This is a genomic window from Staphylococcus sp. HL28 (assembly GCF_021117155.1).
In the GTDB taxonomy this organism is placed as follows: domain Bacteria; phylum Bacillota; class Bacilli; order Staphylococcales; family Staphylococcaceae; genus Staphylococcus; species Staphylococcus warneri.
The window spans coordinates 2,157,314-2,182,765 of sequence record NZ_CP088218.1; the positions used below are offsets into that span (position 1 = coordinate 2,157,314).

The 25,452-nt window shown below is 32.5% G+C and carries 23 protein-coding genes; 6 read left to right on the forward strand and 17 right to left on the reverse strand.

The genetic code is table 11. From position 1 onward, the window contains the following. Window positions 1–104: 104 nt before the first annotated feature. The 3 genes from LPC11_RS10560 to LPC11_RS10570 all read right to left on the reverse strand — a co-directional run bounded on the left by LPC11_RS10560 (window position 105) and on the right by LPC11_RS10570 (window position 4,633). On the reverse strand, window positions 105–938 hold the full coding sequence (locus tag LPC11_RS10560) for a YitT family protein (protein ID WP_231307264.1): 834 nt from the start codon (window positions 936–938) through the stop codon (window positions 105–107). A 501-nt stretch (window positions 939–1,439) separates the two neighbouring features. Further along, entirely contained in the window at window positions 1,440–2,669 is a 1,230-nt protein-coding gene (locus LPC11_RS10565; RefSeq protein WP_002465985.1) for a NupC/NupG family nucleoside CNT transporter, read from the reverse strand. A 236-nt stretch (window positions 2,670–2,905) separates the two neighbouring features. After that, on the reverse strand, window positions 2,906–4,633 hold the full coding sequence (locus tag LPC11_RS10570) for an ABC transporter ATP-binding protein (protein WP_023374731.1): 1,728 nt from the start codon (window positions 4,631–4,633) through the stop codon (window positions 2,906–2,908). Window positions 4,634–4,827: 194 nt separating this feature from the next. Here LPC11_RS10570 and pbp4 point away from each other — a divergent pair, with 194 nt between their 5' ends. Beyond that, complete coding sequence (gene pbp4 / locus LPC11_RS10575; protein ID WP_023374730.1) at window positions 4,828–6,117, forward strand: penicillin-binding protein PBP4; 1,290 nt, start codon at window positions 4,828–4,830, stop codon at window positions 6,115–6,117. A 78-nt stretch (window positions 6,118–6,195) separates the two neighbouring features. Here pbp4 and tagD read toward each other — a convergent pair whose 3' ends face one another. The 4 genes from tagD to tagG form a co-directional block, all read right to left on the reverse strand. Beyond that, the gene (gene tagD, locus LPC11_RS10580) at window positions 6,196–6,594 is read right to left on the reverse strand and encodes a glycerol-3-phosphate cytidylyltransferase (protein ID WP_002465978.1); all 399 of its coding nucleotides are present in this window, start codon (window positions 6,592–6,594) and stop codon (window positions 6,196–6,198) included. Window positions 6,595–6,724: 130 nt separating this feature from the next. Then, complete coding sequence (locus tag LPC11_RS10585) at window positions 6,725–7,789, reverse strand: glycosyltransferase family 2 protein (protein WP_023374729.1); 1,065 nt, start codon at window positions 7,787–7,789, stop codon at window positions 6,725–6,727. Continuing rightward, on the reverse strand, window positions 7,786–8,880 hold the full coding sequence (tarB, locus tag LPC11_RS10590; protein WP_023374728.1) for a teichoic acid glycerol-phosphate primase TarB: 1,095 nt from the start codon (window positions 8,878–8,880) through the stop codon (window positions 7,786–7,788). The genes LPC11_RS10585 and tarB overlap by 4 nt, the downstream gene beginning before the upstream one ends. Window positions 8,881–9,044: 164 nt before the next feature. Continuing rightward, window positions 9,045–9,857, reverse strand: coding sequence for a teichoic acids export ABC transporter permease subunit TagG (tagG, locus tag LPC11_RS10595; protein WP_023374727.1), 813 nt, complete (start codon window positions 9,855–9,857; stop codon window positions 9,045–9,047). A 480-nt stretch (window positions 9,858–10,337) separates the two neighbouring features. Between tagG and tagH the strand changes: the two genes are divergently transcribed. Continuing rightward, window positions 10,338–11,132, forward strand: a complete 795-nt coding sequence (gene tagH, locus LPC11_RS10600) for a teichoic acids export ABC transporter ATP-binding subunit TagH (protein ID WP_015365325.1) — start codon at window positions 10,338–10,340, stop codon at window positions 11,130–11,132. An 80-nt stretch (window positions 11,133–11,212) separates the two neighbouring features. Here the strand turns inward: tagH and tarA are convergent, their stop codons facing one another. After that, entirely contained in the window at window positions 11,213–11,965 is a 753-nt protein-coding gene (gene tarA, locus LPC11_RS10605; protein WP_023374726.1) for an N-acetylglucosaminyldiphosphoundecaprenol N-acetyl-beta-D-mannosaminyltransferase TarA, read from the reverse strand. A 275-nt stretch (window positions 11,966–12,240) separates the two neighbouring features. Here tarA and LPC11_RS10610 point away from each other — a divergent pair, with 275 nt between their 5' ends. Next, entirely contained in the window at window positions 12,241–12,987 is a 747-nt protein-coding gene (locus LPC11_RS10610; protein ID WP_023374725.1) for a M50 family metallopeptidase, read from the forward strand. 136 nt (window positions 12,988–13,123) lie between these two features. On the opposite strand, the gene LPC11_RS10615 is transcribed toward LPC11_RS10610, so the two are convergent. Beyond that, on the reverse strand, window positions 13,124–13,768 hold the full coding sequence (locus LPC11_RS10615) for a metal-dependent transcriptional regulator (RefSeq protein WP_023374724.1): 645 nt from the start codon (window positions 13,766–13,768) through the stop codon (window positions 13,124–13,126). A gap of 121 nt (window positions 13,769–13,889) precedes the next feature. On the opposite strand from LPC11_RS10615, the gene LPC11_RS10620 reads away from it, so the two are divergent. Genes LPC11_RS10620 through mntC form a run of 3 tightly spaced genes read left to right on the forward strand, consistent with a single transcriptional unit; the run spans window position 13,890 to window position 16,396 of the window. Further along, complete coding sequence (locus LPC11_RS10620; protein WP_023374723.1) at window positions 13,890–14,630, forward strand: metal ABC transporter ATP-binding protein; 741 nt, start codon at window positions 13,890–13,892, stop codon at window positions 14,628–14,630. A 2-nt stretch (window positions 14,631–14,632) separates the two neighbouring features. After that, window positions 14,633–15,466 carry a metal ABC transporter permease gene (locus LPC11_RS10625; protein ID WP_231307265.1) on the forward strand — a complete coding sequence of 278 codons (834 nt, stop codon included), beginning with the start codon at window positions 14,633–14,635 and terminating at the stop codon, window positions 15,464–15,466. After that, window positions 15,467–16,396: a manganese ABC transporter substrate-binding lipoprotein MntC gene (mntC, locus tag LPC11_RS10630; RefSeq protein ID WP_107566345.1), complete on the forward strand. Its 930-nt coding sequence runs from the start codon at window positions 15,467–15,469 to the stop codon at window positions 16,394–16,396. It abuts the gene before it with no gap. A gap of 602 nt (window positions 16,397–16,998) precedes the next feature. Here mntC and LPC11_RS10635 read toward each other — a convergent pair. From LPC11_RS10635 to mnhA2, 8 genes are all read right to left on the reverse strand, one after another. Beyond that, window positions 16,999–19,041, reverse strand: coding sequence for a cation:proton antiporter (locus tag LPC11_RS10635; protein WP_023374720.1), 2,043 nt, complete (start codon window positions 19,039–19,041; stop codon window positions 16,999–17,001). 534 nt (window positions 19,042–19,575) lie between these two features. Next, window positions 19,576–20,031, reverse strand: coding sequence for a Na+/H+ antiporter Mnh2 subunit G (mnhG2, locus tag LPC11_RS10640; RefSeq protein ID WP_002465894.1), 456 nt, complete (start codon window positions 20,029–20,031; stop codon window positions 19,576–19,578). Beyond that, complete coding sequence (gene mnhF2, locus LPC11_RS10645; protein ID WP_002465880.1) at window positions 20,006–20,308, reverse strand: Na+/H+ antiporter Mnh2 subunit F; 303 nt, start codon at window positions 20,306–20,308, stop codon at window positions 20,006–20,008. The genes mnhG2 and mnhF2 overlap by 26 nt, the downstream gene beginning before the upstream one ends. After that, window positions 20,305–20,787 (reverse strand): Na+/H+ antiporter Mnh2 subunit E, encoded by a 483-nt coding sequence (gene mnhE2 / locus LPC11_RS10650; RefSeq protein ID WP_023374719.1) that lies wholly within the window; start codon window positions 20,785–20,787, stop codon window positions 20,305–20,307. The genes mnhF2 and mnhE2 overlap by 4 nt, the downstream gene beginning before the upstream one ends. Continuing rightward, window positions 20,788–22,287: a Na+/H+ antiporter Mnh2 subunit D gene (mnhD2, locus tag LPC11_RS10655; protein WP_104681621.1), complete on the reverse strand. Its 1,500-nt coding sequence runs from the start codon at window positions 22,285–22,287 to the stop codon at window positions 20,788–20,790. Beyond that, window positions 22,277–22,621: a Na+/H+ antiporter Mnh2 subunit C gene (gene mnhC2 / locus LPC11_RS10660; protein ID WP_023374717.1), complete on the reverse strand. Its 345-nt coding sequence runs from the start codon at window positions 22,619–22,621 to the stop codon at window positions 22,277–22,279. The genes mnhD2 and mnhC2 overlap by 11 nt, the downstream gene beginning before the upstream one ends. After that, complete coding sequence (mnhB2, locus tag LPC11_RS10665) at window positions 22,618–23,043, reverse strand: Na+/H+ antiporter Mnh2 subunit B (protein WP_023374716.1); 426 nt, start codon at window positions 23,041–23,043, stop codon at window positions 22,618–22,620. The genes mnhC2 and mnhB2 overlap by 4 nt, the downstream gene beginning before the upstream one ends. After that, the gene (mnhA2, locus tag LPC11_RS10670) at window positions 23,030–25,432 is read right to left on the reverse strand and encodes a Na+/H+ antiporter Mnh2 subunit A (RefSeq protein WP_023374715.1); all 2,403 of its coding nucleotides are present in this window, start codon (window positions 25,430–25,432) and stop codon (window positions 23,030–23,032) included. The genes mnhB2 and mnhA2 overlap by 14 nt, the downstream gene beginning before the upstream one ends. Window positions 25,433–25,452: the final 20 nt, after the last annotated feature.

Here is a 25,452-nt window from a genome sequence, read left to right on the forward strand (position 1 = left end):
ATATTGACTAATAAAATTTCATCAATTCTCTCTTTTTTACGGTATCAAAAAACCGTTCTAAGTTAACAGGTTTGCTACTTAAAACGGTATATGGATAACATCAATTATTCATCTATAAGGAAGCCATTTCCATAAACATCTCTCACATCATGAATGACTAAAAATGCTTGGTTATCAATATTTCTAATAATCTTTTTAGCTCGTGAGACTTGCGTTTTCGTAATAACGACATAAAGGACGTCTTTTTCTTCTCTAGTATAATAGCCATGTCCATTCAATATGGTTAATCCACGACCTACTTGTTCGTCTATGGCTTTAGCCACTTCATCTGGTTTACTTGAAATAATTGTCATCGCTTTCTTTGTATTTAAACCTTCTATTACAAATTCCATCACTTTCGTACCGATATATAATGAAATTACGGTAACTAACGCACGATCGAGTGAAATCACAGTTAAAGAGATAACTACTACAATTAAATCAAAGAAAAGAAGTGCATAAGGTGTACTCACATCTAAATACTTATGTGCAATCCTAGCTAAAATGATAGTTCCTGCAGTAGTACCACCTGCTAAGACAATAACACCAATACCTAATCCGACACTAGTTCCACCAAATACAGCATTGACAATCACATTTCCTGTTTCAACATGCCAAGATTCTGTTAAACTTAAAAATACTGAAATAAGGACAGTTGCTACAATAGTTAAATACATACTACGCTTACTTAAAAATTTATATCCTACTGCAATTAAAATAGCATTGACTACAAAGTTAGTGATAGCTGGTGATAAGTGAAAGGCATAGTATAAAACAATAGCTAGACCTGTAACCCCACCTTCACCTAAATTACCTGAAATAATGAATGCATTAACACCAGCTGAAAAAATAAACGAACCAACAACGACTAATATTAAATCTCGTATTAATCTGTTCAAGCAACCACATCCCTTTATTTATTTTTTATATGATTAACAAAATGTTAGCATACGCATGTAGCCCCCCACAACACCGCTTGAGTAAATTATTCATATTTTTGATATATTTTGAGTTCTATTCGTACAACTAATCAATGAATCGTCTCTAATAAAATAGTATGGTGTAACTTGAAAAGGATAAAATAATTTTAAATTTTCAGAATTTTTAATTTACTTATTGCTTGTGGTTTGCTATAATAATGTTAACTTCTTAACAAAAGAAGTTATCTCCTTTGTGTTGTTTATAGTAACAAAACAAATTTTGCTCGAAGTACTGTAACTGTACCTAGTCCTTACCGTTACAAGTACATTAATATTCATTTCCCATAAAAGCCAAGTATAACAAGTGTCTCCTCACTTACTATACTTGGCTTTTATTATGTACAATTTTTCATCATTAAAAACACCTCCGATTACTAGAAAAAGAGTCTAGCAATAGAAGGTGTAACATCAATTTTTAAATTACCATGCGAATAAGCCTACAAATGCAGCTGTTAATAATGAAACTAAAATCCCTGCTAACAGCATCATTGGCACATATTTAGAAACAAAATCTGCTGTTTTCTTATCTACGATACCTTTTAATGTACCGATAATCATACCAATAGTAGAGAAATTAGCAAAAGATACTAAGAATGTTGAAATTACTGCCTTATGGTGAGGTGAAAGTGTGTTGATCGTCTTCGATACTTCACCCATTACGACAAATTCGTTGGTAACGATTTTTTTCGCCATTTGTTGTGCAACTAACCAAGCTTCATCCCAAGGCAGACCAAGTAATAATGCAAATGGATACATAAACACACCTAAAATTTGGTCTAATCCAAAGCTACCTTTAAGACCCATCAGGTGACCAATACCACCTGTAATTAAGTTGATCAAACGATCCGCTAAATCTGCTAACGCTACGAAACTAATCACAAATGCTATGATAATTAAAACTAATTTACCTGCAGCTAATACAGAATCACCTAAGAAAGAAAAGAATGGCTGACGCTCTATATCTTGATCTTTAATACTATAAATAATGTCTTCTTTATCTTCTACTCTAACTGGATTCAAAATTGACGCAACAATAATAGCATTCACGATATTTAAAGGGATCGCAGTTAGCACTAATTCACCTGGAATCATTTGAACATAGGCACCAACAATCGCACCTGACACAGAACTCATAGACATCATTGCTACGGTTAACACACGCATTTCGTTCATACGCTTCAATTGTTCGTTAGAAACAGCGAGTGCTTCTGTGTTACCTAAAAACATCATTTCAATGCCAAAGAATGACTCAAATTTAGGTTGGCGTGTAATTTTTGCTAAAACCCAACCAATCGCACCAATTAATTTCGGTAGGATATTAAAGTACATTAAAATATCAAATAATGGTACTACTAATAAAATTGGAAATAGTGCGCTAACAGCCATATCCATCTGCTTATTAGAAACAAAACTATTAAACGCAAATCCTGTACCTGCATTTGCCGATTCAATTACCCAAGAAATACCATTTGCGGCTGCTTTAATTCCTGATTTCCCCCATGGGAAGTAAATAAAGAACCACGCTAAAAATAAGTTTAAAACGACTAAAATAATAATCGATTTCCATTGTATATCTTTTCGTGCTCTCGAGAATAACACTGCAATACCTAGGAAAACAATTAACCCAATGATATTAATCAATAAAAACATTTGGCACCCACCTATTTATTTAATTTTCTAACAACGCGTTGTACAAAAGTAACTTATGTATAGATATAAGACTCTATATCATGGATAAAATCCATCCCCAAAAGCAGAGCCCATCTAATTGGCTTAATTATACCATTTGTAAAAATGACTTAAAATAACGTTTTTCATTAAATTTTTAAATTATACAAAAAAGCACATACACTCATCCGAGCGTATGTGCTTTATAATATAAAATTTTAGTCAGCAAGCTTTTGGGACGTTACAAAGTGTTTATATTTCTCATGTGTTGTCATTAACTCACTATGTGTACCTTTACCAGTTACTTGTCCTTTATCTATAAAGATAATTTGACCTGCTTTTTTAATAGTAGAAAGTCTATGTGCAATAACAATCGTTGTTCGACCTTCCATTAATGTTTCTAAGGCTTCTTGAATTTTCAATTCACTTTCACTATCTAAATTAGCGGTAGCTTCATCTAATAGTAGAATATCTGGATTTTTAACAAAACTACGTGCAATATCTATTCGTTGTCTTTGACCACCAGAAAGTTTCAGACCACGTTCACCAACTAATGTATCGTAACCCTCATCAAATTGCATAATAAAATCATGGCAATTAGCCAATTTAGCATATTTGATAAGTTCTTCATCCGATACTGAACGATTAACTCCGTACAAGATATTATCTCTAATCGTACCACTCATCATTGAGTTTGATTGCATCACATAACCGATTTTAGTACGCCATTTAGATAATGGAATATCAAAAATACTTGTACCATTATACGTAATGTCGCCACTTTCAATATCATACATGCGTTCAATTAAATTGAATATCGTACTCTTACCAGAACCAGAAGGACCGACAAATGCACTAACCTGACCTTGAGGAATATTAAATGACACATCATTTAATATAGACTTAACATCATATTTGAAGTTCACATGATCAAATACAAGTTCACCATCTTGTACCTCAATACCTTTTGAATCTTCAAGTGCTTCTGTAGGTTCTATAGGTTCTTGCATGATTTCATAAATTCGATGACTTGCCCCAACAGCTTTTTTATAATCTGTTATTAATGTTGATAGATTAATCAACGGCATAGACATTTGAATCACATAGAAAATCATTGCGATCAATGTACCTGCAGTAATAGCGCCTGTTGCGATTTCTAAAGCACCGAAACCTAGGATGATAGCGATAGTTAGTAACATCACTACACCCGAAATAGGTTGTACTACTGCTGAAATTTTAGCTTGTTTTAAACCTAAGCGATAAATTTCTTTTAAATTAGTATGTGCATTATCAAGTTCTAATCTTTCTGTATTAGATACTTTAACCAATCTCATTTCTGTCAGTACACGCCCAAGTAATCCACTAAAATTAGCAATTTCTGTTTGTGTACTGGTTGAGATCTTTTGCATCACGCGACCTAATGGAATCATGATAAGTACAAAAATAGGAATGGTAATAAACGTCAATAACGTCATTTTCCAATCCATGATAAATAGCATAACGAGCGATCCAACTAACGTTAATGCTGAAGGTAATAAATTAGGTAATTTTTGAGAAATAAATTCATTGATTACCTTTGTGTCGTCTGTTAAACGACTCATCAATTGACCACTTTCGTTTTTATCAAAGAACGGCATTTTTAATTGAATGATATGTTCCCATAATAATGAACGGATATCATAAATCATTTTTTCACCAATTTTACTTAGTAAATATAATCCAATACCACTTAAAATAGCATTAAGAAGGAATATACCACCAAATATGGCTACAAGATTCCAGTTCATAGTACTTACTGAGAATTTATCTACTAATCTCCCAGTAAATAGAGGTACTAATAATCCACTCAAACTTCCTAAAGAAGTAATAATGACCGCAGCAATGATTAACCCAATTGGCCAAGTGAGCCTTTTAAATAAAAAGAATAAAGGGTTAGTTTGTTTCATAATAATACCTCTTCTATTAATATTCATATTTTAAATTTTGCTCAATCTTACTATAAAAGGTTCGTGCATCCCAAATATTTAAGCCTTTCCCAACTATAATAAAATTTCAAAAATTCAACATCTTACATATATGTATCAAATAATGTATATGATAAAATATATTAGTTGGAAATTATAGTTAAAGGAAAGAAATAATGAAAAGAATCTTTATACTCATCATAACGATGTTCTTCGTATTAAATATTATAACACCTTTTGCTAATGCAGAGAATGGTGATGTTACCCCAGTTCAAGTTGCTATCGATAATGGTTATAGCAAAGTAACTGAAGCGTATCAACCTGAAAGTGCCATTAACGTGAGTCAAGACGGCCAAATACTCTATGAATACAATAAAGATAAGGTATGGTATCCGGCATCAATGACCAAACTCATGACAATGTATCTTACATTAGAAGCTGTCAAAGATAAAAAGCTATCATTAAATGATAAAGTCAAAATGACTAATCGTGAATATCAAATGTCTACACTTCCTGAATTGAGTAATACTAAACTTTATCCTGGACAGAAGTGGACCATCTCAGATTTACTTCAAATTACCGTTTCTAATTCTAGTAATGCCGCTGCACTCATATTGGGCGAGCAAGTAGCTGGTAATGTCAATGACTTCACAGATTTAATGAATAAAAAGGCCAAAGAACTCGGTATGAAAGATACACATTATGTGAATCCATCAGGTGCTGAAAACACTCGTCTCAAGCGCTTTGCTCCTTCTAAATATAAAAAGACTGAAAACACAACAACTTCAGCACGTGACTATGCCATTTTAGACCAACATGTGATTAATGAAACGCCTAAAATATTAGATTTTACCAAACAACTCGCACCAACAACACATGGTGTAACGTATTATACATTTAACCATTCACTAGATGGTGCCGACATGAGCTTACCGGGTACAGATGGTTTAAAAACTGGTTCTAGTGACACTGCAGATTACAACCATACGATTACTACAAAACGAAACGGATTTAGAATCAACCAAGTCATATTAGGTGCTGGAGATTACAAACATATCGGCGGAGAAAAACAACGCAACATGATGGGCAATGCGCTAATGGAACGTTCATTTAGTCAATATAAATATGAAAAAATCCTATCAAAAGGAAAACATCAAATTAATGGTAAAACATATTATGTAGAACAAGATTTATACGACGTCCTACCTAAAGATTTCACTAAAAAGGACTATCAATTAGTCATTGATAAAGGCAAAGTACATGCAGATTACAAACGTGAATTCATCACTAAACAAGATGGACCACCTTCGGTTACAGTACATAAACCCATATTCCATCATGCGACAACTGTTGCTAAAAATATATGGCAAACTCATCCTACTATAGCTATTATCTTTGCTATAGGTTTAGTTATCGTATTATCTATTATAATTCATCTATTCATTCAAGCTTTTCGCAGAAAATAGACTATATGCATTCAAGACAATAAAAGGACAAAGCATAGACATCTCGTCTTGGCTTTGTCCTTTATTATAAATACGCTATTATTTAGCGTCTTTCCCGTATAATTCTTGTTTGATTTTCGTAGTAGAAATACCTTCTGTACGGTTAAGATAAATCACTTCACATTTATCTTTTAAGAAATCAAATTCGCCTTCCCAGTCGTGCCCCATAACGAAAACATCGACATCGAAACGTTCAACATCTAATTCTTTTTGACCCCAACCATCTTCAGGGATTACTAAGTCTACATAACGAATTGATTCTAACATCATTTTACGTTGATTATAGTCATAATATGATTTTTTATTTTTCACTTGGTTGAATTCATCAGTAGATAACGCAACGATGAGATAATCTCCCATTTCACGTGCTCTTCTTAATAATTCAATGTGTCCATAATGTAATAAATCATATGTACCATAAGTAATTACTCGTTTCATGATACGTGATTCTCCTTAACTAAATATTTAATAAAAATTTATATTCTTAATGTAGCATAAATTGTATAGGCTTACCATTAATTCATTAAAACATCATGTTATTCATTAAAATTCAAACGATGATTGACCATTATTTCTTTAATACTTTTTTTAACTTTTGCTTTCCAGAAAATGCTGATTTTTTAGGAAAAGTCTGTGCTAAAAATCGAACATATCCTGGTCTTCCAATACCTACATTTGCCAATGTACGTCTCCAAGGCTGATAAAGATCTTTAGTCCATTGTGTTCCACCCTGTTCAACCGCTTCTACAATTCTAAACATTGCGTCACCAGAATAATTTGTCTCTTGCATCAAATGAATATACTGTGTCACACTATTTATAAATGACGGCGTAATCGTACTATTTTTTAATAAATGCGCTTGAATTAAATAACTTACAATAAGATTATCCATACGATAGCTGTAATAAATTTTTTCATTCATTAATAGTAATAATTCCATAACGCGTTGTCGCACTTTCATTGCATCTTCCATATATGGTAAGAACGTATCTGCACGTCTATCTGTCACCGAGCCTTCTCGCTCATTATAGCCATATGCAATGATTGACATAAGATTAATATCTCGCGCTTTAGAAAAAGCACGTACCATAAATGTATGCTCTTCACAAAACACTACATCTTCATCAAACCTTAAAGAAGCAAATTTTGCACTAAACAACTTGCCACCAGGACCTATAGATTGAAGTATTTCTGGGTTTCTTTCGAGTGTTACAACTTCATCTCTCTTAATTTCCTCATGTGTAGGAAATACTTTCCATTCGCCATGAACATCGCGACCAATTTGACCTATCACAATGTCAGTTTCTTCGTGATTCTCATATGTTTGTATCATCGCATCTATACGACTTGGTAAATATTGATCATCTGCATCTAAAAACATAAATGCATCCGTATCATCATCCATAGCTGCTAATCCGACATTACGACTTCTAGCAGCACCTTGATTCTCTTGATGAATGACTTTAATATTAGGAAATTCTTTTTGTAATTCGGTTAATTCATGTTTTGTATTATCTGTCGAACCATCATTTATACAAATGATTTCAAATTCTGCTTTAGTATCGATTGACGTGACCGCTCTTCGTACTGTATCTTGCCCATTATATACAGGCATTATAATCGCTAATTTCATGATTTCACCAACTTATCTATATAGTTTGTTACTTGATTCAATGTTTCTTGTGTAGTGTATTTATGCCAGTGATTAAATAATGACTTGAATTGCTTATCGTCTTGTTTAATTTTGTCAATAAGTGCTTCTTCCGTCGTTACTTTATACGTATTAGGAATATCATAATAATATTGGTTAAGTCCTCTTATCTTTTCATATTCTTTTTCGTCATACACATAAAAGAGCGTTGGTTTATTAAGCAAACTTGCTTCTATTGGTATTGAACTATAATCACTAATAATTAAATCTGCCATGATAAGTAACGTTGTTGAGTCTAAGTCATGCTCTCCTTTATCTTTTTTGATAGACGGATGTAAATGACTGAGCAATGTGTATTCAGGCAATGCCTTTTCAAATCGAGACGTATTAATTTGTCTGTTAGCTTGATGATTTTCCCTATAGGTCGGCATATAGACTGCTAATTTACCTTGGATGCCATATTGTTCTTTTAATCGTTGTTGTTCTTCTTTGATATCTATGTTTAAATATTCAACTAATCTAGGAAGACCAGAACGTAACATTTGTGAAGGTTGCGCATCAAATGATTCATTAAAACAATGCCCCATTTCATCTCCACCTACTAAATATAGATCTGTAGCCGAATATACTCGTTGATATTGATTAACCATTGCTTGATTATTCAAATCCACTTGATGATCGGTTAACCCAAAATCTTTTAAAGCACCAGCAGCATGCCATGTCTGAATAACAGTTTGTGGCGCTTTTTTATCGTATGCACCCATAATTAAATAATACGTATCTATGAGAATAACTTTTGCCGTGCTTAATGCTTTAATATGTTTAATAACATTTTTATTTCCTGCTTTAACATATGTCACATTTGATAAATGTTGAATATGATGTGCATGTTTATCTGTCGTGATAACCGTTAATTTGTATCCTTTATTTCTTAATTGGTCTATTATCGGCAATACATCTTTAGGAAATGTCATCATGACAACAATATTGTTATTTTTAACCTTTAGTCCTCTAAAAATGACATTAAATATCGCAATGACGATCATATATATTTTTTTGATTAAAACTCTCATTTCATTCACCGTCTTTATTTCGTTTTATCTTTATTCATAAATTATATACGATTCCAAGATTGATAGAAAATAATTCTCCCTCTTCTTATTGTCCATAAAATAAAAAAGTAGACCAACATTACATCGTTGGTCTACTAGAATGCGTCTTTTGTCGCACTTTATTCTTATAAGAAATCAGCAAAATGATCTCTATATTTTTTATGAAGTATAGAACCTAAAACAAAGAAAATGATAATAATCATGACATTATATAAGGCTAATTTCCAGTGATCAATGAAGTACCATTGATGGAATAATATTGCTGCACGATAAGATTCAGCAATAAAGTATACTGGATTAAATAACATAATATGGTGCACAATGCCACTAACACCATGGTTTTTAGGTATCCATAAAATAGGTGACATATAGAATAATATTCTCATTAATGCTTGCATCGCCATCTGAGTATCTCTTACTAAGATACCTAATGTTGATGTAAATAATGCTACAGACGCCGTTAATAAAAAGGCAAACGGCACATAGATCAATAACTGTATGATATGAATAGATGGGTAAATACCTCTAAACATACACGCTATAATAATGATGGCGAGTAAACCAATATGTCCATAAAATCTACTTGTTACAATATATGTTGGAATAATAGACAATGGAAAATTCATCTTAGCAACTTGATTAAATTTTTGGGAAATAGATTTTGTACCCTCGAGTACACCTTGGTTAATAAAGAACCACATACTGATACCTACGAGTAACCAAAATACAAATGGAATACCATGTACCGGATGGTTACTTCTGATTCCTAGACCAAACACTAACCAATAAACCATAATTTGTAGCGCCGGGTTCAAAAGTTCCCAAGCCATACCTAAATAGTTACTATGGTTCGAAATTTTAATTTGGAATTGTGCCAGTCTTTGAATTAAATAAAAGTTTTTGATGTGTTCTTTAAATACAGTAACTACTGCTGACATTGAATTAAACCACACTTTCAAACATTTAATGTATATACAATTGTTAATTAAGATACAATTTGTCATTTGGCGTACTACGTTTCTTTCAATCCACACTATTCATGATATAAGCGGTGTAAATTAAGCCAAACAAATACTTCAGAAATGATGATAATCATATCTCAAACTCATTGTTTTTTAATATGTAAATTTGTTTTAATTGAATAAAATATACCAAACTATATAACATAGTAAAAGATATTAGTTTATTAAATTCTCATCTTATTATACAATCATTTAAGTTATTAAACATAATAAAGTACCTTAAAAAGACAATAATGTCATTGATTGTCTATAATTAGACATAGTCTATCGTGTTAAATTAACTTTTACTCAATTTTAAACAAAATCTTCTACTCACTTTACACTAGGTTAATAAATTTAACAACTGATGAGTAGTATATTATAATCTATATAAATGTAATTAAGGAAGGACTAATTATGAGCGTATCGGTAAATATAGAACATGTAACTAAAGAATATCGTATATATAGAACGAATAAAGACCGTATTAAAGATGCCTTAATACCTAAAAATAAAAACAAAACATTCTTCGCATTAGATGATGTTTCTCTTCAAGCGCATGAAGGAGATGTGATTGGTCTTGTTGGTATTAACGGATCAGGGAAATCTACATTAAGTAATATGATTGGCGGCTCTCTGTCTCCTACATCAGGTAAAATCGACCGCAAAGGTGACGTTAGTGTTATTGCAATCAATGCTGGATTAAATGGTCAATTAACAGGCGTTGAAAATATTGAATTCAAAATGTTGTGTATGGGGTTCAAACGTAAAGAAATTAAAGAATTAATGCCTCAAGTAATCGAATTTAGTGAATTAGGTGAATTTATATATCAACCTGTAAAAAAATACTCTAGTGGTATGCGTGCAAAACTTGGTTTCTCTATTAATATAACAGTTAACCCTGATATTTTAGTTATTGACGAAGCATTATCAGTTGGTGACCAAACCTTCACTCAGAAATGTTTAGATAAAATTTATGAATTTAAAGAGGCGAATAAAACCATCTTTTTCGTAAGTCATAACATCCGTCAAGTTAAAGAATTCTGTACGAAAATCGCATGGATTGAAGGCGGTAAACTTAAAGAGTTTGGCGAATTAGATGATGTTTTACCAAACTATGAAAAGTTCTTGAAAGAATTTAAGAAAAAATCTAAAAATGATCAAAAGGCGTTTAGAAGAGATTTAGATGCGTCTCGCTTTGTCGTTAAATAATCAATTTAAAACAACCCATAAAAAGGCAATCACTGTGTTAATTACATAACACATGATTGCCTTTTCTTATGTTCATATTTTTAACGTTGTCTTTTTTGTTTGGCAATTTTAAACATAAATTTAGGGATACTCTTCAATCTTCCTAAACGTTTCCAATCAATTAACAAGCGATAAACCCATTCAATATTTAATTTTCTAAAGAATTTGGGCGCTCTTTTTTTAGCACCACTAAACACTTCAAATGAACCACCGACACCCATCATCACTGTATGTTGAAAAGCTTTACTATGACGTGCAATCCACTTTTCTTGTTTAGGGTAACCCATACCAACGAATATATAATCTGGATTAAATGTCTCTATACGCTTAATCACTGTTTCATCTTTTAAATTAATGTAACCATGGTGATGTGCAAATGTCACTCGTGGATATTTAGCTTTTAATTGTTGCTCTGCCTTTTCAATAATTTCATTTTTTGAACCTAAAATAAAGACTTTTTGTTGATTCACATGTGCAATTTTTAGACATTCTTCTAATAATTCTATCCCTGGAATTCTTTGTGGTAACGGTTGTTTCAATCGTTTCGATGCTTTCACGATACCTGTACCATCAGCAATGACATAATCAGCACTATTGATGAGTTGTTGATAGTCATGATTTTCTGATGCATAGTCTACAATTTCAGGATTAGCTGTAACTATGAATAGATTATCTGTCGTAGATGACATAAAAAATGTTTTAATATTTTCAACCATTTGTAACATTGTAGTGTGGTCAAAATTCACGCCTAATATATCAACTTTATTATTATTATGCTGACCTTTTAATGTCATAAAATAAATCTCCTATCCTACTTGATCAGTCATTTCAACTGATATATCAAGTTATATCATATATTGTCATTGTTTTAATTTTAACCAAAATGTACGCTTATTTTAACACATCAATAATCATCTAGATATTATTATTCGCAAAACCTTCATCTCTCATACAATTTACGCCTTAAGTCTAAAAGATAATTTCTAGATATTAACGTATAATAGATGATAACTTACAAAATCAGTGTGACTGTGCGTCAATTGATTAATTCTAATTACGGAGCTTTAATATGACACAATTTGAATCATTCTTAACTACACATATCCAATTAAATATTTATATCATATTAATCATAGGTATCATCTACATTATCGTCCATCAAAATCGCTATAAATCTTACTATCGATACTTTGCAATTATACTTAACTATATCCCAGTGTTAACTCATGAATTTGGACATGTCCTTTTTAATAAATTATCCGGTGGCCATGCTAAAGATTTAGTTATTGTGACACGGCCGTCTGAAAGAGAAGCTACCTTACAACAGGGTTATGCAATTACGCAATCTAAGAGTTATCTTGGACAATGGTTCACTACATTAGGTGGCTATATCATGCCCCCAATTATGTTATGGATAGGTATCATTACAGACTTTTATAATCATCCAAGTTTTTTCATTCTCCTTTACTTAGGGATTTTTATTTACTTTCTAATTTTAACATCACGTAAATTATCACCTATACTCATTATTATCGCTATGTCTTTACTCTTGTATCTCCTATTCCAAAGTGATGATTTACTCGTTATTCATCAAATTGTAAGTTTTAGTTACCATTTTATTTTAGGCGTATTACTTGGTGAAGTGCTTCAGTCGTCTTGGACAATTTTTAGACTGACATTCCAAAGACCTAAACAAAGTTGGGATGGTAGTACCTTAACTGATATTAGTAAAGTACCAACAGTTATCTATAGCTCTATTTGGATTGCGATCAATCTATATACTGTGTATATATTAATCAAATTATTATTGTTCTAAAATTAAAATGGTTAACCTATTTTCATAAAAGATAATAAAAAAACAAAAAAACTTGAGCCCTTCTGATCAATATGATGTTAAGACATTTTATCTTTACCAACACACGATTCAGTTTAGGGCTCAAGTTGATGTAATATTATTTTTCGGCAAAAATATTCATAGCATTTTCATAACTTAAAATGGTAATCACGTCTTTGCGCTTAATAATGACAACTTTATTAGTGTCATCTTTGGAAACAATTTCAACCTCATTACCAATAGATATATCCTTACTTGAAAGATAAACTAACAACTCTGTCTTGTCTCTAACACGTTTAATTGTGACAACATCAGCAGGTTCAAATTCTAGTATTGTCTTTGTATATTTTTCCTTGTAACGATGATCTCTAGGAATCACTCCACCATGTGGACACGTCTCCGGGTAATTTAAAATATTATCTAGGCGTTCGACAAATAAATCTGAAATTCTATGCTCCAAAATTTCAGCTTCTTGATGCACTTCTTCCCAATTATATTTCAAAATTTCTATTAAAAATAATTCGAGTAAACGATGCCTCTTAATGATATCTAAAGTGTGATTTAAACCTTCTTCTGTTAATTTAACACCTTTATATGGCTTTGTTTCTACATAGCCCGATTTTTCTAATCTCCCAACCATTTCACTAACTGATGGTGGTTTTATATTTAAAAATTGAGATAATTTTTTATTTGATACGAAGGATACATCGCCGTCATTCGTTAATATTGCTTTGAGATAATCCTCTTTTTCTTCAGTTAACATCATTTCACCTCACACATATTCACTTTATTGTATCACGAATCTACTTGACATGTTAAAACTTCTCGGTTTATTATAAAATAAATTAGGTTAACCTAAACTTTTAATTAGGATGTATTAATATTTGCTAGAAGTTAGTAATTTAAATCTTTTTTTAGGTAATAAGCATATTTTAAAAGATATCGATTTTAAAATTCCTATTGCCGGTGAAATGATAGGTATTATGGGTCCGAATGGTGCTGGAAAGTCATCTTTACTGAAGTCATTGATAGGAGATTTCCAAGCAACTGGCACTCAATTACTTTATCAACGTCCGATACATACTCAATTGAAATACATGACATACATACCTCAAAAATCAAATATTGATTTGGATTTTCCGATAAATGTGGAAAAAGTGATTCTCTCAGGATGTTATGGTGACATCGGTTGGTTTAGCCAACCTAAACATGAGACTAAAATACAATTGAATCAATTATTAGATGACTTAGACTTAAAATCATTAAAACGAAAACAAATTTCTGCCTTAAGTGGTGGTCAACTACAACGTGTACTTGTTGCCCGCGCACTCATGTCTAAAAGTGAACTTTATTTATTCGACGAACCTTTTGTCGGTATTGATTTTAAAAGTGAGCAGCTCATAATGAATAAAATTAGAGAACTAAAAGCACAGGGCAAGTTGATACTTATTGTTCATCATGACTTATCTAAGGCTTCCCAGTACTTTGATCGTATTATGTTGCTCAATCAAACATTACGCTATTTTGGCAATGCAGAAGATGCAATAAATAGTGACACATTGTTAAACGACACCTTTATGACTCAGAACAGTCAAGTCGATGTTTCATCGAAAGGAAGTGCCTAAATATGAATGACTTTTTCACGCATCTTTTCAATTATCAATTTTTAAATAGAGCACTGATTATTTCAATGATTGTTGGTGTTGTTTGTGGCACTGTCGGAAGTTTAATTGTATTAAGAGGATTATCACTAATGGGTGATGCGATGAGTCATGCTGTATTACCTGGTGTGGCATTATCATTCTTATTCGGTATACCTATGTTTGTTGGTGCGTTAATAACTGGAATGATTGCAAGTATGTTAATCGGATTTATTACTTCTAAGAGTAAAACAAAACCAGATGCAGCTATAGGCATTAGTTTCACAGCATTCCTCGCATTAGGCGTCATATTAATTAGTGTTATCAATAGTACGACGGACTTATACCATATTTTATTTGGTAATTTACTCGCCATTACGCATACAACGTTTTGGACTACCGTAATCATCGGACTATTTGTATTAAGTCTCATCATAATATTCTATCGACCGTTAATGATATCTACGTTTGATAACACATTTAGTAGAATGAATGGTTTAAATACTAAGCTAATACATTATTTTGTCATGCTACTCCTTGCATTAGTAACTGTTGCTAGTATCCAAACCGTAGGCATTATTTTAGTCGTCGCACTATTAGTCACACCCGCTTCAACTGCTTTTCTTATATGCAAGAATTTATATGGCATGATGGCAGTCGCAAGCTTAATTGGTGTAATCAGTTCAATTATAGGACTTTATTTTAGTTACATATATAACGTACCTAGTGGCGCAGCTATTGTACTATGTACATTTGCGATTTACGTTGTCACTTTAGGTATCACAACATTAAAAAATAAACAGAAAAGAGGCGTAATTTAAATGAAGAAAATCATTCCCTTATTGCTAGCTATTTTTATCGTCTTGGTTGGCTGCAGTCAATCTAATGGAGACAAACAACATGCTGACAGTCATAAATTAAAGGTTGTCACAACTAACTCTATTCTTTATGACATGGTAAAAAATGTAGGTGGCGATCATGTTGACGTCCATAGTATTGTTCCAGTTGGACAAGACCCACATGAATATGAAGTCAAACCTAAGGATATTAAAAAGTTAACCGATGCAGATGTTATTTTCTATAATGGTTTAAATTTAGAAACTGGTAATGGTTGGTTCAAGAAAGCGTTAGATCAAGCTGGTAAATCAATGGATGATAAAAAAGTTATCGCTGTTTCTAAAGATGTTAAACCTATCTATCTAAATGGAGAAGAAGGTAATAAAGATAAATTAGATCCTCATGCATGGTTAAGTATTGAAAATGGCATTAAGTATGTCAAAACGATTCAAGATAGTTTAATCAAATATGATTCATCAAATCAAAAAGATTATAAACATCAAGGCAATCAATACCTATCTAAATTAGAAAAACTTAATAAAGAAAGTAAAGACAAATTTAATGACATTCCAAAAGAACGTCGAGCAATGATTACAAGTGAAGGTGCATTTAAATACTTTGCTAAGCAATATGATGTGAAACCTGGTTATATTTGGGAAATCAACACAGAAAAACAAGTTACGCCTTCACAAATGCGACATGCTATTCAATTTGTAAAAGACAATCACATTAAGCATCTATTAGTCGAAACAAGTGTAGATAAAAAAGCAATGGAAAGCTTATCCGAAGAAACACATAAAAATATATACGGAGAGGTGTTTACTGATTCAATTGGTAAAAAAGGCTCAAAAGGTGATTCTTATTATAAAATGATGAAATCAAATATCGATACAATACATGGTAGTATGAAATAATGCTCATCGTACAACTGACAACATAACTTAATAGAACCATTGGCTGAGTGATTAAGATATAACTTAAATCACACTCAGCCTCCCTATTAAGTCTTTATGATATAGCTAATAGTCTCATATCGTGCGTGAATTTTTATATTATCCTCCTAAAATATAAAATCGTTCTCTCACGCACGGTATGGTGGTGTTAGTCTATCTCATCTCATTTATGTAGTGGGCTTATACATTATCTTAACTCCCCAGTGGTAAAGGTATCATTTCATCCCCCTTTACCAAATCGTTTCAAACTGACAGAATATAATAAAAATGGCATGAATTACGTTTCCTTTTCATCCATTTATATATCTGTCAAAGTTATAAAATCATCCCTATAACATTGAGATTGAATTGGATTTCACTATAGGACGCTGTTGAACAGGTTGTATAGAATCCATGCACTGATGGTTCAATCTCAAATGATTCAACATTTATGGCCTATTCTCTCCATAAATGTAGGTCGTAGAACTTATATTTCACCCGATGAGTTTTACGAGTGTCTGCTTTATATACAGGAAAAAGCTCGTGAGGTCTTACCTCACGAGCTTTCCTATTGTTTAATATGATTATGTCATACTATCTACTATAACCATTTCATCATAATTAATTGATTCTCTAAGTTTTAAAGCTGTACCTTCTGTAATTTCTTCATCTTCAATTAACTCTCTTAAAATACGACGTTGTTCACGTAGTGCGTTTAGTTTAATACGAGTCAATGTATCTTCACTAGGAGAATTAAAGAAGTTATTTGGCGTTAAGTTATCTATACGCATAAGATAACCATCGCAAATCATACCTACCTCTAACTTATTATCATTGTTAGCTTCTTGTCCTAATCGTTTTACTACATTATAGTGAACAATTTTATTGATTTTAACTAATTCTAACAAGTTATCTGTCACACTTAAAGATGAGGCAGAGTTAATAGTTGTCTTCACACGTCGTTTTAATAGTGCACCTCTAAATAATACAATCAAACGACGAATTAATGATGCTTGTTTATATATCTGTGTACGTTCAGCATATCGCATATAGTTCTCAAGTATGCTATTTGTGATACTACCGTCATCTACTAACTGTTCAAGCGTTTTTGTTTCCACATTAAACGCAATCTTTTGAAGTCTTTCAAGTTCTTTAGAGTTTTCATCATCTTTCTCTACCGTTTTCAAGAATGTCAATTTGTCATGATATTCTTTAATAACATTGCCATAACGATAACTGGTTTCGAACGTTGATTTCTGATTTAAATAATCAATGACATGTTCCAAAATGTAAATTCTAGCTTCTTTGAAGTTCATGCTACCTACTTTTACTTCAGGCGCATTCGCAGTAACAAATGGTAGTAATAATTGTGCCGCAACTAAACTGATTATCACCATGCCTGATGCAATAAATAACAAGTCATTTCGATAAACAAATGCATGATGATCAGCTAAATAATAAGGCAACGTTAATGCGATAGCTAACGAAATAGTTCCGTGAACACCACATAACGTCATAATGAGTGCATACAGACTTCGTTTAGGTGGTTTCTCTGTTGTATTATTGCCGTCGTCATCTTGGCTAATCATTTTCTGGAATGGACTGACAGCTAAATAGAAATAAGGATATAATACGTAAACCCATAAGAATCTAAATAGATACACGGCTAATGCTACTAGTACAGTAATCACAACTAAAAACAGTAAATTATGTGGTTCAGTTTTGATGATGTTAATCACAACTTCAGGTACTAAAAATCCTAATATAGAAAAAACAAATCCATTTAACACATAACCTAATATATTCCATGTATGGTTATAACTCATTTGCAATCTAGTACGTGTCTGTGCGATTCTATCACGTTCAAATCCATGAACAAGTCCAGCCACTACTGCTGCAATAATACCTGATGCATGAAATAACTCTGCAACTAAGTATGTAACAAATGGTGTTAACAATTGTATAAACGTAAACATATTAATGTTTTCAATGCCTCGGCGCATTAACGTTAATCTAAATCGAACTAAAGCCATTCCAATGAGCAACCCAACGATGGCCCCACCTAATGAAGCAACTAAAAACTGTTCGACGGATTCCATAATAGAAAATGTGCCAGTTACTAATGCACCAACCGCTATTTTAAATGAAATGATACCTGCCGCATCATTTAACAATGACTCGCCCTCTAAAATAGTCATTGCACCTTTTGGTAATACTTTACCATTCGTAATTGCTTGTACTGCTACTGCATCGGTTGGACATAGTATAGCAGCAATCGCAAAAGCTGCACCCGTAGGTAGTTCAGGCCAAATCCAATGAATGAAAAAGCCTACACCAATGACAGTTGTAATGACTAGACCTAATGCCATCATCATCACAGGTTTAATATATTTTCTTAAGTGCACTCGTGAGACATTAACGCCTTCTACAAATAGAAGTGGTGCGATTAAGGCAACCATAAATAACTCGGAATCAAAATTAAACTCAACAGGAATAGGAGTAATAAATAACAGCATACCTAAAGCGATTTGAATAAACGCTAGCGGTACTTTCGGCATAAACGTGTGAACGAATGAACTAATAATAACGACGCCGATAAATATGAGTAATGTTTCAAATATTTCCAAACTTTCACCTCTTTAATGAATTGTTTTGGAATGAAAATTAAGTAACACGTATTGGAATTGATGTACTTTAGAGGTTAATTAATATAGAAGCAATCATTAAATAATAAGCTTTATCAAATTGTTAAATGACAATTGAATTTATTAATATAGATGTTATAAGGAGGGCTCAACTCAGTTATCATAATGTTAGGTTATCCATACATCAATCATTTGAACATGAATTGAAAAGTTACCTAGTACCATCACATTTTATGGTTTTGGAATGTTAAAGTAACGCAATACGTTATTAACTACGTAGTACTCATTATCCCAAAGTTATACTTTAAAGTTCCAAACACATAAAATATCTTTTTATCCCTTTTCAATAAATTTACTACTTAAATTCATAATTTTCCTTATACAATATTTTATCATTATTTTGAGTATTACTTAAATAAATCGCACCTTAAACCAACAACTTTTTCTAATATAAATTAAAAGCTACCGCACACCCATTTTTATGGATACACGATAGCTTTATTCTAATCTAAAGTGTTATTTATTTAGCTTTTGATTCTCTTTATAATACAATTTTTCTCTTCGTTGTTCACGTAGTTTGGCACGTGTTTTTAATTCTTCAGGTGAATTAAATTCATTTTGACTTAACAATATAGAAGACTGTCTTGGTACATCATCTTTTCTATACATGTATGCACCATTTCGATATGCTGCACGTGCAACTAAATGCATGCCTACTGGTGATGTCAAATTAATAAAGATCAGTGATAATAATAATCTAACACTGAAAAAACCTGTATTCACAACAAAATAGATTAATACACCAACAATCGTTAGTAATACTGATAACGTGGCACTTTTCGTGGAAGCATGACTTCTCAAAAAGACATCTTGGAATTTCACGATGCCGATCGCACTGATTAATGCAATCACACTACCTAGAAAGATGAATATTGCAGAGATGAGACTAACGATTTCTTTTACTACTTCCATTGAAAACGCGCCCCCCTCCAATAAATCTAGAAATAGACACCGAACTTACAAATGAGATGATGGCTATTAACATGATTGAATCTAGAAATGAAACGGTGCCCATAATCACGCTCATGACACCAACAATACACATGACAACAGCACTCGTTGCATCAAATGACACGACTCTGTCAGCAGTAGTAGGTCCTTTAATTAATCTCAAAAGACATACTAATAAAGCTATACCAAAAATAACCAAAGCTGCAATAATAAAAAATTGTGTCATAGCTTGTATCATCGTGTCACCTCCAAGATTAAATCTTCATACTGTTTAATATTTCGCAATAAATTTTTCTTATCCTTATCTGTTACATCAATACTATGAATTAAAAATTTATTTGTTCCTTTAGATATACGAATCACGGTTGAACCTGGCGTTATGATAATTAATATCGTTAAAAAGGTAATTGCCCAATCATTAGTTAAATTGGTCTCATACGTTAACAATCCAGGATTCATGTCTTTCGTTTTAAACAAAATATAATTGATTGTACTAATACTAGATGTAATTAATTGATATAAGTAAACACATAAAAACTTAACGGCAACCCATATTTTTCTCAAATAAAACTCTTGTCCAAAGAAACGATGTAAAATATAGATGACGATTACACCAATTAAATACCCAGAGAAGAAGGTCGTGAATTTAAACTCGTCCTCATCTTGAAATAAAACCCATAAAAACGCGATGACAATATTCAGAACGACTTGATTCATCTAATTATCTCCCTCCTTCAAATGCGTATTCACAATTTGATGGAACTGATGCTCATCCATATTCATTTTAGTCGCATTTTCAGTCACATTTAATACTACTGGTGCACCGATTCCCATTAATAATATGACAGCTACAAGAATACCTAAAATGCCTTTACGATGTTTAGGTATTTTCTTAAATTCAACATCTTCACCGTCTTGGTCACCAAAGTACATTAAAAATAGTATTCTAAATAAGCTATACATCGCAATAAGACTCGTTACAATCATTAATCCTAGACCAATATAGTTTTCATTTTCAATGGCACCTTTAAAAATCAATACTTTACCTGGGAATCCACTAAATGGTGGTACACCACCAATCGCAAAAATCATAATAATAAATGCTATACCGAAGAATGGTTCGCGCTTGGCTAGCCCGCTTAAATAATGGTACTGACGATAACCCGAAATATACACTAAGCTACCTACAATAAAGAATAATAATGTTTTAACAACAATATCGTTAGCTAGATAGAAAATCGCACCATTAACACCTGAAAATGTGTGTGTACCTAAACCAAGAATGACAAAACCAATCGATAATATCACTTGATAGGCAGCAATTTTCTTTATATCTTTGTATGCTAGAACACCAAAAGCACCAATAATCATTGTTAGACATGACATAAAAACAAGCAATGGATGTGTGACGCCTTCATGAGAGTCAAATAATAAAGTGAAGAAGCGGATTAATGCATATGCACCGACCTTCGTCATTAATGCTGCAAAAAGTGCGGCTAACTCTGTATTTAAAACTGCATATGCTTTAGGTAGCCACATAAAGATGACTAACGCTGCTTTCGAACTAAATGCCACCAAGAATATAAGTGAAATCATCGTCACAGTTTGATTATCTTCCATGTTATTTAATCTTAAAGCAATATGAGAAAAATTAAGTGTCCCTACCGATTTATATAATAAACCAATTGCGAAAAGTAAAAACCATGATCCGATGATGTTCAATACGACATAAATAATTGCTGCACGTAATTGTTCAACAGATTGTCCTAATGTCACTAGCACAAACGAAGCAAGTAGCATAATTTCAAACATAACATATAAATTAAACAAATCTGAGGTTAGAAACGAACCAATGACACCTACAGATAAAAATAGAATGAATGATGGAAGATGGAAACGATTGACACGTTGCTCTCCACGACCAAATCCATAAGCCATAATCAACGTAATGACAAATGATGAAACAGTTACCATTAGTAAACTCAATGAATCTCCTAAAAATTGAATACCAAATGGTGCCTTCCATCCACCGAAATCTAATGTAATTGGTTTTTCATTCATAACATAAATTAATAATGATAACGATATCAGTGTTGTTACCAACATTGTGCCAATACATAAGAATTTAGACACTTTACTTTTATCTTTGATAAAGACAAGTATTAAAGCGCAAAGAAATGGAAGTAACATAGGTAGAATCAATAAATTACTCATCATCATCTTCACCCCTTAATACGTTAATTTCATCTTCTTTAGTTACTCGATATGTTCTATAAATTAATACAAGTAAGAAGGCAGTCATACCAAAACCAATAACAATAGCTGTTAAAACTATGGCTTGTAATAAAGGATCAACAAAGTAAGCCTTACTTCCTGTAATTAATGGCTCTGTCATATGTCCACCATAATGACCCATACTCATGATGATAAGATTACCTGCATGAGTATAAATCGAGATACCAATGACAATACGAATTAAATTAACAGATAGAATCATATACGTGCCAATAAATACTAAAAAGCCAATCACTAGTAATAATATAAGATTCATGATTTACCCCCACTTATCGACAACATCACTGTAACGATCACACCCACAACTGCTAATAACACACCTAATTCAAAGAGTGTAACCGTTGTGACATGTACATGACCTAATAAGGGCAACGCGATATTGGCTTCAGTTTGATATAAAAACGGTTTACCAAAAAATATAGGGACGATAGCTGTGGCTAATGAAATCAAAGAACCTATAATCATTAACTTTTTAAAATCAATCGGCAAACTGATAAGCACTTGCTTAACATCAAATGCAAGGAACATCAGAATAAAAGCAGAACTAAAAATCAAACCACCGATAAAGCCGCCGCCCGGATTATTATGTCCTGCAAAGAAAACATAGAACCCGAACGTTAACAGTATAAACACAACGACTTTAGTTACAGTTCGTAATACAACATCATTCTCTTTCATCTTGTCCCCTCCGATCTTTATAAGTTAATAATGTATAAATACCAAGACCTGCAATAATGAGTACAAGTCCTTCAAACAACGTATCTAAAGCTCTAAAGTCACCTAAAATGGCATTAACGATATTCTTACCGCCTGTTAATTTATCCGCATTCTCATAGAATTTAGAAATCGTTGGCATACCGTCTGCTTGTTGGGTAATAAATATCAGTGAGACCACTGTAATTGCAGTAATCAGTGACACAACAATTTTCACAACTTCTTTTTTCATATTTGGCTTAGTTCTTGGAACGTTAGGTAGTCTAGAGAAACTTACAATAAATAAAATGGTCGTTATCGTTTCAACCACAAGTTGTGTTAATGCTAAATCGGGCGCTTTCATTGCAATAAAGAATAATGTTACTGCAAAGCCAATCACACCATTAAGCACTACCATTGTAAGACGTTGACGGATAAAGATGAGTACGATTCCGATAATTAAAGTCACTATAGATAAAATAACTTCTAAAGGTCCAAATTGAGACACATGCAATTGATGTACATGTGGAAATCCGACACTAATGTAACCATAGACAATGATGGCTACAAAGATCAGCAATGTAATGATGATATAGTGATTGAGTTTATTTTTCATCAACATTCTAATACTATAACCAGAATATGACTCAAACTGTCGATAAACTTGTTGATACGAATTCGTTATCGAAGCATGCTTGATAATACGATGCGTCAATGACTTCCAATCTATTGATAAGGCCAACACAATGCCTACAACAATGACGATCACGCTTAAAATAAGCGGTAAATTAACCCCGTGCCATTGCGAAATATGTGGTGCTATCGTATCTATTTTCGAACCTGCGTCTGTAACTGATCTAAGAGCTGGTAAAATCATATTTTGACCGAAAAGATTCGGAATAACGAATATGATTGGTATCAGTATCATTAATATTAATGAAGGTATACTAAACAACCAAGGTTCATGAATATCTTTTTTCGTAAAATAAGAGGTATTAAATCTACCCCAAAATGTTTCTTTTACCATGTAAAGTGCATACGTAAAGGTAAAGATACTGGCAATTACGCCTATTGCGACCACAATTACTGTAAGCGTGATGCCAAATTGCTCTAAATGAGTCGCCTTCACTAATGAGTCGAAGAACATTTCTTTACTTAGAAATCCATTTAAAAATGGCACACCTGCCATAGATAAAGCTGCGATCAACATAGCTATATGCATTTTAGGGAAAAGCTTGCGCATTCCATTTAAATAACGAATATCTCTTGTTCCCGCTTCATGGTCGATAATACCTACACCCATAAATAAAGCACATTTAAAAATGGCATGATTCATTAAATGAAATAAACCAGCGAATAAAACTAAAACATAAAACTCTGATAATGAATCAGATGGATGTTGTGCATAACCGCCACCAATACCTACCATTGACATCATCATACCTAATTGACTGATAGTAGAATAAGCTAAAATACCTTTTAAATCGTATTGTCTTAATGCGGTTAATGAGCCAAATAGCATTGTAATTAATCCTACAAAAGTGACGATATAAATATAAGCATCACTTAAACCTAAGACTGGTGTGAAGCGGAATAATAAGAAAATACCTGCTTTAACCATCGTAGCTGAATGTAAATATGCACTAACTGGCGTCGGTGCAGCCATCGCTTTAGGCAACCATACATGAAATGGAAATTGCGCCGATTTCGTAAAAGCACCTAATAAAATCATCAACATCATTGGTATGAATAAAGGATGGTTAACCAAATGATGACGTTGATCTATTATATCCGTTATCGTGTTTGTACCTGTCATCAAATACAACATAATAAATCCTGTTAGTAATGCTAATCCACCAAATACCGTTATCATGAACGATTGAATAGCACCTAATTGACTATTACCGTTATCGTACCAATATGAAATAAGTAAAAATGATGACACACTTGTTAATTCCCAAAAGACATACATTAAAATTGTATTATTGGAAAGAACAATACCTAACATACTGAACATGAATAATAGTAAATAGAAGAAGAATCTAGGTAGGTTATCCGTTTGAGGTGATAAGTATTGTGTAGCATAGAAAAATACTGCTACACCAATTAGTGAAATAATTAAAGCAAACATTAAACTAAGTCCGTCTAGCCTCAAGTCAACATTAATATCTAGCGAAGTCATCCAAGGTATTTGAACTGATATAAATTGTTGTTGCACAATTTGTGGAATCTTCGAGATAAAATAAATTGATGTAATTATGGGGGCACTTAGTGCAACATAACTAGACCATGCATTTAATTTGCGATGTGACATGGTTACTAGCACCAAGCCCATAATGGCTAACAGTATAACCATTAGGTATATCAAGCCCATCAAAAGCCTCCTTTTACATA